General features: G+C 70.0%; 11 protein-coding genes. 3 read left to right on the forward strand and 8 right to left on the reverse strand.

Annotated features, from left to right (window positions below):
- Positions 1–21: 21 nt before the first annotated feature.
- From ACWCRD_RS13610 to ACWCRD_RS13635, 6 genes are all read right to left on the reverse strand, one after another.
- Positions 22–1443: a S28 family serine protease gene (locus ACWCRD_RS13610; protein WP_450966026.1), complete on the reverse strand. Its 1422-nt coding sequence runs from the start codon at positions 1441–1443 to the stop codon at positions 22–24.
- A gap of 97 nt (positions 1444–1540) precedes the next feature.
- Positions 1541–1942, reverse strand: a complete 402-nt coding sequence (locus ACWCRD_RS13615; RefSeq protein WP_450966027.1) for a hypothetical protein — start codon at positions 1940–1942, stop codon at positions 1541–1543.
- Between the two features lie 71 nt (positions 1943–2013).
- Positions 2014–5760, reverse strand: coding sequence for an ABC transporter ATP-binding protein (locus ACWCRD_RS13620; RefSeq protein ID WP_450966028.1), 3747 nt, complete (start codon positions 5758–5760; stop codon positions 2014–2016).
- A 98-nt stretch (positions 5761–5858) separates the two neighbouring features.
- The gene (locus ACWCRD_RS13625; RefSeq protein ID WP_450966029.1) at positions 5859–6878 is read right to left on the reverse strand and encodes an esterase-like activity of phytase family protein; all 1020 of its coding nucleotides are present in this window, start codon (positions 6876–6878) and stop codon (positions 5859–5861) included.
- A 48-nt stretch (positions 6879–6926) separates the two neighbouring features.
- The gene (locus ACWCRD_RS13630) at positions 6927–7781 is read right to left on the reverse strand and encodes a serine hydrolase (RefSeq protein WP_450966030.1); all 855 of its coding nucleotides are present in this window, start codon (positions 7779–7781) and stop codon (positions 6927–6929) included.
- A gap of 193 nt (positions 7782–7974) precedes the next feature.
- Positions 7975–8706, reverse strand: a complete 732-nt coding sequence (locus ACWCRD_RS13635) for a DUF899 domain-containing protein (protein ID WP_450966031.1) — start codon at positions 8704–8706, stop codon at positions 7975–7977.
- A 201-nt stretch (positions 8707–8907) separates the two neighbouring features.
- Here ACWCRD_RS13635 and ACWCRD_RS13640 point away from each other — a divergent pair, with 201 nt between their 5' ends.
- The 3 genes from ACWCRD_RS13640 to ACWCRD_RS13650 all read left to right on the forward strand — a co-directional run bounded on the left by ACWCRD_RS13640 (position 8908) and on the right by ACWCRD_RS13650 (position 12797).
- A complete protein-coding gene (locus tag ACWCRD_RS13640) occupies positions 8908–11055 on the forward strand; it encodes an ArnT family glycosyltransferase (protein ID WP_450966032.1) in 2148 nt (715 codons plus the stop codon).
- 138 nt (positions 11056–11193) lie between these two features.
- Entirely contained in the window at positions 11194–11997 is an 804-nt protein-coding gene (locus ACWCRD_RS13645) for an endonuclease I family protein (protein WP_450966033.1), read from the forward strand.
- A gap of 71 nt (positions 11998–12068) precedes the next feature.
- Entirely contained in the window at positions 12069–12797 is a 729-nt protein-coding gene (locus ACWCRD_RS13650; RefSeq protein WP_450966034.1) for a class I SAM-dependent methyltransferase, read from the forward strand.
- Between the two features lie 28 nt (positions 12798–12825).
- Here ACWCRD_RS13650 and ACWCRD_RS13655 read toward each other — a convergent pair whose 3' ends face one another.
- Together ACWCRD_RS13655 and speB are read right to left on the reverse strand one after the other, a co-directional pair.
- Positions 12826–14511, reverse strand: coding sequence for a thiamine pyrophosphate-binding protein (locus ACWCRD_RS13655; protein WP_450966035.1), 1686 nt, complete (start codon positions 14509–14511; stop codon positions 12826–12828).
- A complete protein-coding gene (gene speB, locus ACWCRD_RS13660) occupies positions 14508–15497 on the reverse strand; it encodes an agmatinase (RefSeq protein ID WP_450966036.1) in 990 nt (329 codons plus the stop codon). Before speB ends, ACWCRD_RS13655 begins: the two co-directional genes overlap by 4 nt.
- Between the last annotated feature and the right edge of the window lies 1 nt (position 15498).

Genomic DNA, 15498 nt, shown 5'->3' on the forward strand with positions numbered 1-15498 from the left:
ACAGCACAGGAGTTGGCGGAGCTACGGCCGCAGAGCCGGCTCGCGCTCCACGTCCCGCACGTCCAGCCTGCTGTCGAACCGGGCCAGCGGCTTCGCCTGCGCGGTGGAGGCGGCGGGGACCCCGGCCCACTGCAGGATGCGGGCGGTGACCAGCGCCTTCTGGTCGGCGACCAGGCCGGCCACGTTGGCGCCGTGGTTCAGCCCCGGTGCCGTGAAGACGTACGAGTCCTTGGCGCCCTTGTCGACGCGGAAGCGCTCCGCGCCCCACGGGTCGTTCTGGCCGTAGACGAAGAGCATGTGGTGCGCGTGGTGCCGCACCCAGGAGTCGACGTCGCGCATCGCGTACGGCTGGAACTTCATCGGGATGTCGCGCGGGACCAGGTTCCGCGGCGTCTCGTAGCCGTAGCGGAGGTACTGCTTCTCGATGTACGGGAAGTGGATGTCCGGCGCGCCCAGCTGCGTGCCCGCCTGGTAGTAGTACGGCGTGTACGGCTCCAGGCCCTGGTCCGTGTAGAAGGAGAAGCCGGAGATGCTGTCCACGGAGTCCCAGATGGCCTGGTCGGTCGCGGTCTTCGCGTCCGCCGGGATGGTGGCGCAGTCACGCAGCAGGCTGTACTGCCAGAAGCCCCAGACGTAGTCGAGGACGACGGCCTCGTACGCCCGGTCCAGGCTGCCGATGGTGCGGAAGGTGTAGCCGTTGTCCGCCGCGTAGGCCGCGTACTTCTTCTCCAGCGGCTCCCGGCGCACGAGGGCCTCGCGCTGCACGGCGTTCAGCCGGTCGCGGCACTCCTTGGTGCCGACCTGGGTGAAGAAGCGGTCGTAGGCGGAGTCCTCGTTGTTGACGACGTCGTTCGGGGCGACGTACGCGACGACGCCGTCCATGTCGCGCGGGTAGAAGCGCTCGTAGTACGTGGCGGTCATGCCGCCCTTCGAACCGCCCGTCGCGAGCCACTTCTTGGTGTAGACGGACTTCAGCGCCTGGAAGATGCGGTGCTGGTCACTGGCCGCCTGCCAGATGTCCAGTTTGCTCCAGTCGGCCGGGTCCGGCCGGGAGGGCGTGAAGAAGCGGTACTCCATGGAGACCTGGTTGCCGTCCACGATCTGGGTCGGCTCGCGGCGGCTGGGGGTCGTGGAGACGTTGTAGCCACCGGTGTAGAAGACCGTCGGACGGCTGACGTCCTTGTGCAGCACGGTGATGCGCTGCTGGAACGTGCCCCTGGACGGGTCGCGGTGGTCGACCGGCTGGGTGTAGTCGAGGACGAAGAAGCGGTAGCCGGGGTACGGCTTCTCCTCGATCAGGCTCATCCCCGGTATGGCGAGCAGCTGATCCTTGATGTCGGTCGTTCCGGTGGCCTCCGGCTGTGCGGCGGTGGCCGCTCCCGCCGTGCTCAGCGTGCCTATGAGCACGGCGAGCGCGAGCAGCCATCTCAGCGCCTTGCGCATGCACCCTCCCCTGTGAGTCAGATGTGCGAGCGGAAGCTATCGGAGCAACTCCGCTGCGCACCAGGGGAGATGGGGGATCACTGCCGTGATTGGCGGGTTAGTACCGCATCCAGCCACCGGAGTCGTACGAGCCGCTGCCGACCGAGCCCTTGATCCACACCTTGCGGTGTCCGACGTACGAGCGGACCGGGCCGGCGTGCTGCGAGAACAGTCCCTTGTCGACGACGGGCTCGAAGCCGCGGGCCTGCAGGCTGACCATCATCGGTTGCCTGCCGCCGACGCTCTTGGGGACGGTGAGGGCGCAGAGGTAGTTGCCGCTCCTGTACAGCTGCACGGAGCCGGTGGAGAAGGTGAACGTCCTGATCTTGCGGCCCGAGCAGGACGATGAGTCGGCGGCCTGCGCCTGCCCCGACGCCGCGAGCGCAAGCACCCCGGAAGCGGCCAGCACGCCAAGGAACGCGCCGAGCCGCCGCCGTATCGCACCACTGTCCACTGTCATCCCTCCCGTACCCCGGCAATGAACGTACGGGTGTACGGACGCAGGACGTATGTCGGATGGTTGCACGACCGTCAGTAGGACGCGCTCACCGGCTCCTCGGGCTCGGCCTCCCCGATGAACGTCCGCCACAGCGCGGCGTACCGGCCCTCCAGCGCCAGCAGCTCCTCGTGGGTGCCGTCCTCGACGACACGGCCGTGGTCCATGACCACGACGCGGTCCGCTCGGGCGGCGGTGGTCAGGCGGTGGGCCACCACGAGTGTGGTGCGGCGGCCTGCGAGGCGGTCGGTGGCCTGGTTGACCTGGGCCTCGGTGGCCAGGTCGAGGGCGGCGGTCGCCTCGTCGAGGAGGAGGATGTCGGGGTCGACGAGTTCCGCCCGGGCCAGGGCGATCAGCTGGCGCTGGCCGGCCGAGAGGTTGCGGCCGCGTTCGGCGACCTCGTGGAGGTAGCCGCCGTCGAGCGTGGCGATCATCTCGTGCGCGCCGACCGCTCGGGCCGCCGCCTCGACCTCGGCGTCGGTGGCGTCCGGGCGGCCGTAGGCGATGGCGTCGCGGACGGTGCCCTGGAAGAGGTACGCCTCCTGCGGGACGACGCCGAGACGGTGCCGGTAGGAGGTGATGTCGAGGGTGCGCAGGTCCTGGCCGTCGACCGTGACCCGGCCGCCCGTGGGGTCGTAGAAGCGCGCCACCAGCTTGACGAGCGTCGACTTGCCGGCGCCGGTCTCACCGACGAAGGCGACGGTCTGGCCCGCCGGGATGCTCAACTCGATGCCGCCGAGCGCCTCTTCCCCTGCTGCCTCATCGGCGGACCCGTACGCGAAGTGCACGTCCTCGAAGGCGACCTCGCCCCGCAGGGAGAGCACTTCGAGGGGTTCGTCGGCGGACTTGGTGGAGGTCGGCTCCTGGAGCAGTTCCTGGATGCGGCCGAGGGAGACGCTGGCCTGCTGGTAGCCGTCGAAGACCTGGGAGAGCTGCTGGACCGGGGCGAAGAACAGGTCGATGTAGAGCAGGTACGCCACCAGGGCGCCGGTCGTGAGGGTGGCGTCGTCGACCCGGCCCGCGCCCGCGATCAGCACGGAAGCGGCCGCCACGGACGACAGCAGCTGCACGAAGGGGAAGTAGATCGAGATCAGCCACTGACCCCGTATACGGGCCCTGCGGTAGCTGTCGCTGCGCTCCGCGAACCGCCGGCCGCCGTCGCCCTCGCGCCGGAAGGCCTGCACGATCCGCAGCCCGGAGACGGACTCCTGGAGGTCGGCGTTGACCACCGACACCCGCTCACGGGCCAGCTCGTACGCCTTCACGCTCGCCCGCCGGAAGAAGAACGTGGCGACGATCAGCGGCGGCAGCGTCGCGAAGACCACGAGCGCCAGCTGCACGTCGATCACCAGCAGGGCGACCATGATGCCGAAGAAGGTGACGACGGAGACGAACGCGGTGACCAGCCCGGTCTGCAGGAAGGTCGAGAGCGCGTCGACGTCGGTCGTCATCCGCGTCATGATCCGGCCGGTCAGCTCCCGCTCGTAGTAGTCGAGTCCGAGCCGCTGGAGCTGGGCGAAGATCTTCAGACGGAGCGAGTACAGGACCCTCTCCCCGGTGCGTCCCGTCATCCGGGTCTCACCCCGCTGCGCCGCCCACTGCACCACCACGGCGAGCAGCGCCAGCAGCGAGGCCGACCAGACCGCGCCGAGGGCGAGTCTGGAGACGCCCTGGTCGATGCCGTGCCGGATCATGATCGGCAGCAGCAGGCTCATGCCCGCGTCCACGGCGACCAGCCCCAGGCTGACCAGCAGCGGCAGCCCGAAGCCCCGCAGCAGCCGCTTCAGGCCGTACGACTCCTCCGGCCGCACCGCCCGCGCCTCGTCGATGTCCGGGGTGTCGTTCGCCGGGGGCAGCGCGTCGACCTCGGCGAGGAGTTCGGGGGTGGCGGGCATCCCGGCCAGCGCGGTGTCCTTGGGCTCGCGGTCGCCGGTCCACAAGCGGGGCGTCAGACCGCGCTCGGCGTCGAACTCGGCGTCCAGCTCGTCCCGTACCGAGTCCCGTGCGGAGGTGTCCTCGGCCGGAACGGAGGGCTGGGTGTGGCCGGGTGAGACACCGCCGAGCTCGTCGGGGTCGGTGAGCAGGCGCCGGTAGAGGGCGGACCGTTCCTGCAGCTCCTCATGGGTGCCGATGTCGGCGAGGCGGCCGGCGTCGAGGACGGCTATCCGGTCGGCGAGGTTGAGGGTGGAGCGGCGGTGCGCGATGAGCAGGGTGGTGCGGCCCTGCATGACCTGCTTCAGCGCCTCGTGGATCTCGTGCTCCACGCGGGCGTCCACGGCGGAGGTGGCGTCGTCGAGGACGAGCAGCCGCGGGTCGGTGAGGATCGCGCGGGCGAGGGCGACACGCTGGCGCTGACCGCCGGAGAGGGTCAGCCCGTGCTCGCCGACCTTGGTGTCGTAGCCGTCCGGCAGCTCGCGGATGAAACGGTCCGCCTGGGCGGCACGCGCGGCGGCCTCGATCTGCTCGTCGGTGGCGTCGGGACGGCCGTAGGCGATGTTGCTCCGCACGGTGTCCGAGAAGAGGAAGGAGTCCTCGGGCACCAGCCCGATCGCCGCCCGCAGCGAGTCGAGGGTGAGCTCGCGGACGTCGTGGCCGCCGATGAGGACGGCGCCGTGGGTGACGTCGTAGAAGCGCGGCAGGAGGAGGGAGACGGTGGACTTGCCGGAGCCGGAGGAGCCGACGACGGCAAGGGTCTCGCCGGGGCGGATCTCGAAGCTGAGCCCGTCGAGGACCGGGCGCTCATGGTCGTACCCGAAGGACACGTCGTCGAACTCGACGGTCGCGGGCGCATCGGCGGGAAGTTCCTTCGTCCCGTCCGTCAGGGACGGCTCGGTGTCGATCAGCTCCAGGACGCGCTCGGTGCCGGCGCGCGCCTGCTGCCCGACCGTGAGGACCATGGCGAGCATGCGGACCGGGCCGACCAGCTGGGCGAGGTAGGTGGAGAAGGCGACGAAGGTGCCGAGGGTGATGTGCCCGCGGACGGCCAGCCAGCCGCCGAGCGCCAGCATCGCGACCTGGCCGAGGGCGGGGACGGCCTGGAGCGCCGGGGTGTACGTGCTGTTCAGCCGGATGGTGCGCAGCCGCCCGGCGAACAGCCGCCGCCCCACCTCCCTGAGCTTCCCGGTCTCCTGCTCCTCCTGCCCGAAGCCCTTCACCACGCGTACGCCGCTGACGGCTCCGTCGACCACACCGGCGACGGCGGCGGCCTGCGCCTGCGCGTACCAGGTGGCGGGGTGCAGCTTGGAGCGGCTGCGCTTGGCGATCCACCACAGGGCGGGGGCCACGGCGAGGGCGACCAAAGTCAGCGGCAGCGACAGCCAGGCCATGATCACCAGGGAGATCAGGAAGAGCAGGAGGTTTCCGATGGTCATCGGGAGCATGAACAGCAGGCCCTGGATCAGCTGGAGGTCGCTGGTGGCGCGGCCGACGACCTGCCCGGTGGACAGCTCGTCCTGGCGGCGCCCGTCGAGCCGGGTGATCGTCTCGAACATCTCGGTCCGCAGGTCGTGCTGGACGTCGAGGGCGAGGCGGCCGCCGTAGTAGCGGCGTATGTAGGTGGCGATGTACACGAGCACGGCGGCACCGAGCAGGGCTCCCGCCCAGGGGGCCATGCGGCGGCTGTGGTCACCGATCACATCGTCGATGATCACCTTGGTGACCAGCGGGACCAGCGCCATGACGGCCATGCCGGCGAGCGAGGAGCCGAGGGCGAGGAGGACGTCCTTCGGATACCGCCAGGCGTATCCGGCCAGTCGCCGTGCCCATCCCCGTTGCCCGCTCACTCCGGTGCCCTCCATCTGTCAGAAGCCCTGATCTACCGGAAGGCACCAACACACCGAGGGGCGGATTTCATCCCGCCGCAACAGAACAAGGGCAGGGCTCAGACGCGTACCCGCAGGTGGTAGAAGCGGGTCGTCTGTGCCGGGTTCTGGTTGTCGTCGCTGACCAGGAGTACCTTCAGGCAGCCCTTCGAGTACCCCGTGACCGCCATTCCCTCGATGTTGTCGAGGAGCGGGTTCGGCTGGGGCTGCTTGGCCGTCGCTCCCAGTGACGGGCAGGTCACCAGGTCCGTGAGCAGCGTCTTCTTGATCAGGCGTACGCCGGACTGGCCCGTGAGGTTCTCGATGCCGCCGGTGTCGGTCGCGTGCCGCGGGTCGGCCAGGTAGAGGCGGACCGTGTTGCCGACGCCGGAGGTGAAGCCGCGCTCCAGGACGAGCAGGCGGCCGTCCGGGGTGGCCTGGACCTCCGGGACACCGAGCCCGGAGTCGATCGGGTACGCGTACTGGGCGCCGAGCCGGAAGTGCCCGCCCTTCGTCCGCGCCCAGGTCTGGAAGCGGACGATGTCCTTGGAGTCGCCGGAGATCGCGTTCTCCATCGACGCCAGCAGGGTGTGGCCGCCGGGGAGGAGGGTCAGGCCCTCGAAGGTCTGGTTGGCCGTGGCGCGGCCCGCGGGGGCGACGAGGAGCGGGGACGGGACCGGGAGGCGGCCGAGGATCCTGCCGTCCACGCTGTAGCGGCGGATGGACGGCTCGGTCTCCGAGGTGATCAGGCGGGTGCCGTCGCGATCGATGACGAGGCCCTCGCTGTCGAGTGCGGCGCCCTTCTCGTCGGCGAGCGGCACGACGGACTTCGGCGCGAGGGTCTTCCGGTCCAGGGCGAAGAGGGAGGAGCGGTCCTCCAGCGCGGCCAGCGACCCGTCACGGTCCACGGCGAGCGCGGAGAAGTTGCCGACGAAGGTGCCCTGGTACGTCGTCTTGTCGAGCGCGTCGGAGAAGCGGTCGATGGAGACGGAGGGCGAACAGGCATGGCTGTCCTGGGCGTTGGCGGGCCCGGCGGCGGTCAGGCTGGTGGCCGCCGCCAGGGCCGCGGTGACGGTCGCGAGTACGGTTCTCAGGCGCATGGGCGCCACCGTAGGGCGGATGGGTGACGGGCGGGAGACCGGGAGGGGTCAACTCGCGGCGAGATCCCTGTGAATCACCTTCGCCACGCCCTGAATGGTGCTGATGCCGTAGTTCATGGAGCTGTTGCCCCACGTCAGCACCGTGATCATGTAGTCGTGGCCGCCGCCGTTGAAGGTGCCGAGGCTGTGCACGCGCCAGCCGTGCGTGGAGCGCTGCAGCCAGCCGTTCTTGACGTGGACCGAGACTCCGGAGGGCGCTCCGTACGGTGTGCCCCAGCGCTGCGAGGAGATGACCTGGCTCATCAACTTCAGGATGTACGCACGGGAGTTGTCGCTCAGGACCGTGTTCGGTGCGGTGATCAGCTTGAGCAGCTTCTGCTCGTCGGTGACGTTGATCTGGGTCAGGCCCCAGTAGCCGTTCGCCCCGGGGACGGTCTTCGTCATGCCGGCGGCGCTCAGGAAGCCGTTGATCTTCGTCAGGCCCAGCTGCTTCCACAGCTTGCTGGTCGCGTCGTTGTCCGACTTGGTGATCATGGCCTTGGCGAGGGAGGCCTCGGTGTCGGTGAGATAGCGGTTGTGCTTCTTCGCGTCCCACAGCAGCGTGGCGAGGACGGTGACCTTGACGGCGCTGGCGGAGTCGTAGGACGAGGTGGCTCTGAGCGAACAAGTCGTGTTGGTGGAACGGTCGTAGAGGCCGACCGAGACGGTGCCCGTGCGGTTGGCGAGGGCGGCGGTGATGTCCTTCTGGAGCTTGGTGGCCAGGCCGGCCTTGGAGGACGTACAGCTGACGGCCGGGGCCGCGGCGGCGACGGCGGGTGTGGCGGCGGCCACGGACGGTATGACGATTCCAGCGACGAGCCCGGCTCCGAGCACACGGGCACGTCTGGACGTACGGCGAGTCATGGAGGGTTCCCCCGGTCCTTTTCAGGCGTTGGCGAGCGCACTCAAGCGCGCTCTTGCCCCTCCTGACTCGCTTGTATGACTGAAAGTTGTACGTGTGTGCTCAAGAACACCGTTGGCCGGGGCGGGTGTTCGAGCAAATGGGGAAGATGAAGAAGAAGGGTTGACAGTGGCCGACAGAGGTTGTCACGGCTGCTTAGCGCCCGTACTCGTCATGGCGGCGCAGCCAATGGGCCTCCTCGCCCTCCTCGTGGCGGCCCAGTGGCGTCCGGTCGAGGAGGCCGTAGTAGGCCATGGCCGGTTCGAGGCCGCGCGCGGTGGTGACGTACGTCCGGTACACGGTGCCGTCCGCTAGTGCATAGGCGCTCAGCCCCGGCCCCTCGGTGACATAACCGGCCACGTCCGTGCCGCACGCCTGCGCCATCTGCCGCACCGTCGCCGGGTAGCCGCCCTCCAGGAACGGCTTCAGCTCCTCGGCGGAGTAGACGAACCCGAGGTCGCGGTGGAAGTCGCTGCCGCCGCTGGACACCCAGTCGAAGGTCCAGCCCATGCGCTCCCGGTAGGCGAGGAGCTTGTCGAGCGGCGCCCGTGAGGAGCAGAGCAGCGTCACGTCACGAGCCTTGAGATGGACGGCGTTGGGGCTGAGGGTGTCCGCGATCGAGGAGCAGACCGGGCAGCCCGCCTGGTACGGCGGGCCGAACATGAAGTGGTAGACGAGCAGCTGCGAACGCCCGTCGAAGAGCTCCGCGAGCGACCTGGGCCCGTCCGCGGTCTCGAAGCCGTACTCCTTCTCGACCGGCACCCACGGCAGCTCCCGCCGCTTCCTGGCGAGCTCGTCGCCACGCCGGGTGAGCTCCTTCTCCTGCGCGAGCAGCTCGGCTCGGGCCGCGTCGAACTCTTCCTGTGTGCCGATCTTGTGCTCGGGCATTGCCTTTCCCTCCGGTAAGGGAGCAGACACACCGCGGTCGCCCGCAGCGGCTGCCGGCAGTGCCTGCACCGGCGTCACCGTTCGGCCGTATCTCCACCGTACGCGCGCGGTGGCGGGCCCTCGAGCCGACCGCGGAGCATTCAAAGCCGAGAGCCAGGTACGGCACAGCCCACACCCACCCGCGATGTGCAGGATGCGGCCGTGACCTCTGCCACCGATACACACCCCCACACGACACTGGCCCCCGAACCGCCGCCCCAGGACACCGCGCCCCGCTGGTCGCTGCCCGCGCTGATCACGATCCTGGTCCTGGCGGCGGTCCTGTACGCATGGAACCTGTCCGGGTCCAGCATGAACACCTTCTACAGCGGCGCCATCTGGGCCGGCACACAGAGCTGGAAGGCCTGGTTCTTCGGGTCGCTGGACCCGGGCAACTTCCTGACCGTCGACAAACCGCCGTTCGCGCTCATGGTCATGGGCCTGTCGTGCCGCGTCTTCGGCTTCGGTACCTGGCAGATGATGGCGCCACAGATCGTGGCCGGCGTGGCCACCGTATGGATCCTCCACTCGTCCGTGAAGCGGATCTGGGGCCATGTGGCGGCGACCGTCGCCGCGCTGGTGCTGGCGCTGACCCCGATCACCGTCGCCATCAACCGCGACAACAACCCCGACACCCTGCTGGTGTTCCTCATGGTGGCGGGCGCGGCGCTCGCGATGCGCGCCACCCGTCAGGAGAGGCTGCTGCCACTGCTCGGCTCGGCGGCCTGCTTCGGTCTCGCCTTCAACACCAAGCTGCTCGCGGGCTACATCGCGCTGCCGGCGGTCTTCGCGCTCTACCTCTACGCGTCGAAGGCGCCCTGGTTGAAGCGGATCGTCAACCTGCTGCTGGCCGCGGTCGTCCTGGCCGTCTCCAGCTTCTGGTGGGCCGTGGCCGTGTCCCTCGTGCCCGCCTCCGACCGGCCGTACATCGGCGGCTCGACGGACGGCTCCGCCTGGGACCTGATCATGGGCTACGACGGTCTCGGCCGCGTCTTCGGCGGCGAGGGCAACGGCGGCGGTGGCGGAGGGGGCGGCGGCTTCTCCGGCTCCTCCGGACTGGGCAGGATGTTCAACGAGATCCTCGGCGGCCAGATCTCCTGGCTGCTGCCCTTCTCGGCGATCGCGCTGATCGGCGGTCTGGCGCTGTGCGGCCGCGCCCCGCGCACCGACCTGAAGCGGATGGGCCTGGTGCTGTGGGGCGGCTGGACGCTGCTGCACTACGTGATCTTCGCTACCGCCCAGGGCACCATGCACCCGTACTACACGACCGCGCTCGCCCCGGGCATCGCGGCACTGTGCGGCGGCGGGGGCGTGATGCTGCTGGACGCCTTCCGCCGCGACAAGCGCTGGGCATGGGTGCTCCCGGTCGCCTTCGGCGTCACCGGCATCTGGGCGATCGTGCTGCTGCGCCGGGCCTCCGGGTGGAACACCTGGCTGTGGCCCACGATCGGCGTCCTGACGGCGGCGGGCATCGTGGGCATGCTGGTCTTCCGCTCCGGCAACCGGGCCCGGCTGCTGACGGCCTCGGTGGCCGCGGCAGCGATCGCGGCCCTCGCGGGCCCGACGGCGTACGCCGCGTCGGAGCCGTTCGGGAGCACCGGCGGTGGCATGGGCGGCACCAACCCGACGGCCGGCCCCTCCACGGGAGGAGGCTTCGGCGGCGGCCCCGGCGGGGGCCGTGGCGGCTTCCCGGGCGGCGGCGAGATGCCGGGCGGCACCCGGGCAGGCGGCCGGGCCGAGGGCGCGGGCGGCTTCCCCGGCGGCGGGCAGCAGGGCCGGAACGGTGAACTGCCGGGCCGCGGTCAAACCCAAGGCAGAAGCGGTGAGTTGGGCGGTACGTCCGGACAGGACCGCTTCGGCGGTGGTGGCATGGGCGGTGGTATGGGCGGCGCGGACAGCGAGCTCATCGCGTACCTGAAGAAGCACCAGGACGGCGCCAAGTGGCTGCTCGCGGTGTCCAACTCGCAGAGCGCCGCGCAGATCGAGCTGAGCGCCAGGCGACCGGTCATCTCCATGTGGGGCTTCACCGGTTCCGACAACGCGATGACGGTCGCCAAGCTCAAGGAGCTGGTGAAGAAGGGCGAGCTGCACTACATCCAGATCGGCAGCGGCGATGGGGGTGCCCCCGCGCGAGCAAATTCGAGCGTGGGGAAGGGCGGCGGCCCCGGCGGGGGCAACAACCTCAGCACCGAGGTGTCGAACTGGGTGAAGCAGCACGGCACGGCGGTCAAGCAGAGCGCCTACAGCAAGAGTTCGACGTCGAACGCGACCTCGTCGCTCTACCGCCTGGACCCGTCGGACGTCAGCTGACGGACTCCGACACCGAAGGGGGGCCCCGGCCACATGGTCGGGGCCCCCTTTTTACATTCCGTTTACCTGCCGGACCTCATGTCCATGTCACTCTCCCTCTTGCCGCCTTCATTCAACCCGCGTAGATGGGAACCCCACATGCCCGCGACACGCACCCGCCGCTGGAAGCCGGTGGCCTGGGCCACCGCAGCCGTCCTGGTCGGCCTCACCGCCCCGGCCCTGACCGCGACTCCGGCCGGCGCCACGACGACCGACTACGACTCGACGTACTACAAGAACGCGATCGGCAAGACGGGCGCGAGCCTCAAGTCGTCCCTGCACACGATCATCAGCAGTCAGTCGAAGATCTCGTACGACGCGGTCTGGAACGCGCTCAAGGTCACCGACCAGGACCCGAACAACAGCAACAACGTGATCCTGCTCTACAGCGGTGCCTCCCGCGCCAAGTCCCTGAGCGGCGGCGACACGGGCGACTGGAACCGCGAGCACGTATGGGCCAAGTCCCACGGCGACTTCGGCACCGCGACCGGCCCCGGCACCGACCTCCACCACCTGCGCCCCGCGGACGTGCAGGTCAACAGCATCCGCGGCAACCTGGACTTCGACAACGGCGGCAGCGCGGTCACGGGCGGCGGCGGCAGCAAGGTCGACTCCGACTCCTTCGAACCGCGCGACGCGGACAAGGGCGACGTCGCCCGCATGATCCTGTACATGGCGGTCCGCTACGACGGCGGCGACGGCTTCCCCGACCTGGAGCCCGACGAGAAGGTCAACAACGGCAGCAACCCCTACATCGGCAAGCTCTCGGTCCTCAAGCAGTGGAACGACGAGGACCCGCCGAGCGCCTTCGAGGAGAAGCGCAACCAGGTCATCTACGACACCTACCAGCACAACCGGAACCCGTTCATCGACCACCCGGAGTGGGTGGACGCGATCTGGTAGGTCGGTGGCGCCGGGCGGGGCCGGTGAAATTCCGTGGTCCGGCACAGCCGGCTCCGCCTAGGTTCGGCAGCATGGCTGCCGACGAGTGCTTCACGCATCCACAGCTTGCCGCGATCTACGACCAACTGGACCCCGACCGCGGCGATCTCGACGCCTATGTCCGCATGGCGGAGGAATTCGGGGCCCGTCGGGTTCTGGACATCGGCTGCGGGACGGGGGTGTTCGCACTCCTCCTGGCCGACCGTGGGATCGAGGTCGTCGGCTGCGATCCCGCCAGGGCATCCATCGACGTCGCCCGGACCAAGCCGGGCAGCGAACGGGTGCGCTGGATCTGCGGTGATGCGACAGCACTCCCGCCGCTGCAGGTCGACCTGGCGACCATGACGGCGAATGTCGCCCAGCAGATCATCGAGGCCCAGGACTGGGAGGAGACGCTGAAGGGGGCGTACAGCGCGCTGCGACCGGGTGGCCGGCTGGTGTTCGAGACCCGCGATCCGGCCCGGCGCGCCTGGGAGGAATGGAACCGCGAATCCTCCTACAGGGTGACGGAGATTCCGGGCGTCGGCACGGTCGAGACCTGGGTCCGATTGATCGAGGTGGGCGGGCCACTGGTGTCGTTCCGCTGGACCTGTGTTTTCGCCGCGACCGGGCGGGTGCTGACGTCGGACTCGACGCTGCGTTTCCGCGAACGGCACGAGGTCGAGGCTGACCTGGTCGCACAGGGGTACGTGGTGGAGGGCGTCCGCGAGGCACCCGACCGGCCTGGCAGGGAGTCCGTCTTCCTCGCACGACGTCCGTAGATCAGCCAGGCCCTACAGTGACGCTCCGTCAGTCCAGATGCGTCGCCGCGAACATCCGCAGCACCGCCGGAAGCACCACCACCGACGGACCGGGTGACCCCAGCGCCTTCGCCAGGTCCGCCTCCAGAGTCTCCGGCGTCGTACGCACCCCCGGCACCCCGAAGGACTCCGCGAGGGCCACATAGTCCGGCCGGGACAGCTCCGTCGCCGTCGCCTCGCCGAAGGTGTCCGTCATGTATTCGCGCAGGATGCCGTAGCCGCCGTCGTCGACGATCAACCAGGTGACGTTCAGGTCGTACTGGCGGGCCGTCGCCAGCTCCGCGATCGAGTACAGGGCACCGCCGTCCCCCGACACCGCCAGCACCGGGCGGGTCGGGTCGGCCGCCGCCGCTCCCAGGGCCGCCGGGAAGCCGTAGCCGAGGCCGCCGGCGCCCTGGGCGGAGTGCAGGAGGTTGGGGCCCTTGGCGTCGAAGGCCGACCAGGCCCAGTAGGCCAGGATCGTCATGTCCCAGAAGGACGGGGAGTCGGCGGGGAGGGCCCGGCGGACGGAGGTCAACACGTCCTGTTCCAGGGTCAGTTCCTGGGAGGCGATGCGTTCCGTGACCTTCGACAGGACCGTCCTGACCCGCTCCGGTGCCGTGGGGTCCGTGCGCTCCGACACCGTCTCCAGCAGCGCCTGCAACGCCAGTCGCGCATCCGCGTGGATACCCAGTGCCGGGTGGTTGGACTCCAGTTTGCCGAGGTCCGCCTCGATCTGGACGACCCGGCCGCGGGGCTTGAACGTGTGGTAGTTCGAGGAGAGTTCACCCAGGCCCGAGCCGACCACCAGCAGGACGTCCGCGTCCTCCAGGAAGTCCGTCGTGTACCGGTCCTCGATCCAGGACTGTAGGGACAGCGGGTGCTTCCAGGGGAAGGCTCCCTTGCCTCCCGGCGTCGTCACCACCGGCGCCTGCAACACCTCCGCCAGCTGCCGCAGTTTGCCCGAGGCGTCCGCCCGTACCACTCCCCCGCCGGCGATGATCGCCGGGCGTTCGGCGCGGGAGAGCAGGTCGGCGGCCACCGCCGTCAGCTCGGGGCGCGGCACCACGTCCTCCGGTGTCGCGTCCACCCCCGTCACCACCGGCAGCGAGGTCTGCGCCAGCAGTACGTCCTGCGGGATCTCCACCCACACCGGGCCGTGCGGGGCGGTCAGCGCCGACTTCCAGGCCGCCGCGATCGCCGACGGGATCTGGGACTGGGTGCGGACCGAGTGGACCGACTTCACCACGCCCCGGAACGAGGCCGCCTGGTCCGGGAGTTCGTGCAGATAGCCGTGCCTGCCGCCGCCCAGTCCCGCCGTCGGGATCTGGCTGCTGATCGCCAGCACGGGCGCCGAGGCCGCGGCCGCCTCCTGCAGCGCGGCCAGGGACGTCAGGGCTCCCGGGCCCGTCGACAGGAGCAGCGGCGCCGCCTCGCCCGTGATCCGGCCGTACGCGTCCGCCGCGAACCCCGCGTTGTTCTCCACCCGCAGGCCCACATACCGCAGCGCCGACCGGCGCAGCGCGTCGAACATGCCCAGCGCGTGCTGGCCGGGCAGCCCGAAGACCGTCGTCGCACCGAGCCCGGCGAGCGTCTCCACGACCAGGTCTCCGCCGTTGCGGCCGGGAGGAGGGTTCAGAGCGGCGGAGATCTGCGCCTCGGTCGGGCGGAGTTCCAGGTCGTGGTCGTGGGTCACTTGCCGTCGTTCTCCTTGTTCTCCTTGCGGGCCTCGGCGATCTGCCGGGACATGATCGTGGTCAGTTCGTACGCCGTGTGGGACGCGGCCACCGACGTGATCTCCGCGTGATCGTACGCGGGCGCCACCTCGACGACGTCCGCCGAGACCAGGTTGCAGGAGGCCAGGCCGCGCAGGATCTCCAGCAGCTCACGGGAGGTCATGCCGCCCGCCTCCGGGGTGCCCGTGCCGGGCGCGTGCGCCGGGTCCAGGCAGTCGATGTCGATCGAGATGTACAGCGGGCGGTCGCCGATGCGCTGCCGCAGCTGGTCGGCCACCTCGTCCACGCCGCGTCGCATCACATCCGCCGACGTCACGATGCCGAAGCCCATCTTCTCGTCGTCGGCCAGGTCCTGCTTGCCGTACAACGGCCCCCGGATGCCCACGTGCGACAGCGCCGAAGTGTCGAGGATGCCCTCCTCCACGGCCCGCCGGAACGGGGTGCCGTGCGTGTACTCGGCGCCGAAGTACGTGTCCCAGGTGTCGAGGTGGGCGTCGAAGTGGAGCAGGGCGACCGGGCCGTGCTTCTTCGCCACCGAACGCAGCAGCGGGAGCGCGATCGTGTGGTCGCCGCCCAGGGTCATCAGGCGGGCGCCCGTGCCCAGCAGCTCGTCCGCCGCCGCCTCGACGGTCTCCACGGCCTCGTTGATGTTGAACGGGTTCACCGCGATGTCCCCGCCGTCCGCCACCTGCGCCAGCGCGAACGGGGACGCGTCCTGCGCCGGGTTGTACGGCCGCAGCAGCCGGGACGCCTCGCGGATCGCGTTGCCGCCGAAGCGGGCGCCCGGCCGGTACGAGACGCCCGAGTCGAACGGCACGCCCACGACCGCGACGTCCGTACGGCCGACCTCGTCGAGGCAGGGCAGCCGGGCGAAGGTCGCAGGTCCGGCGTACCGCGGGATGCGGGAGGAGTCGACGGGGCCGCGGGGCGTCTCGTTACTGCTCATG

The organism is Streptomyces sp. NPDC002092 (assembly GCF_053593775.1).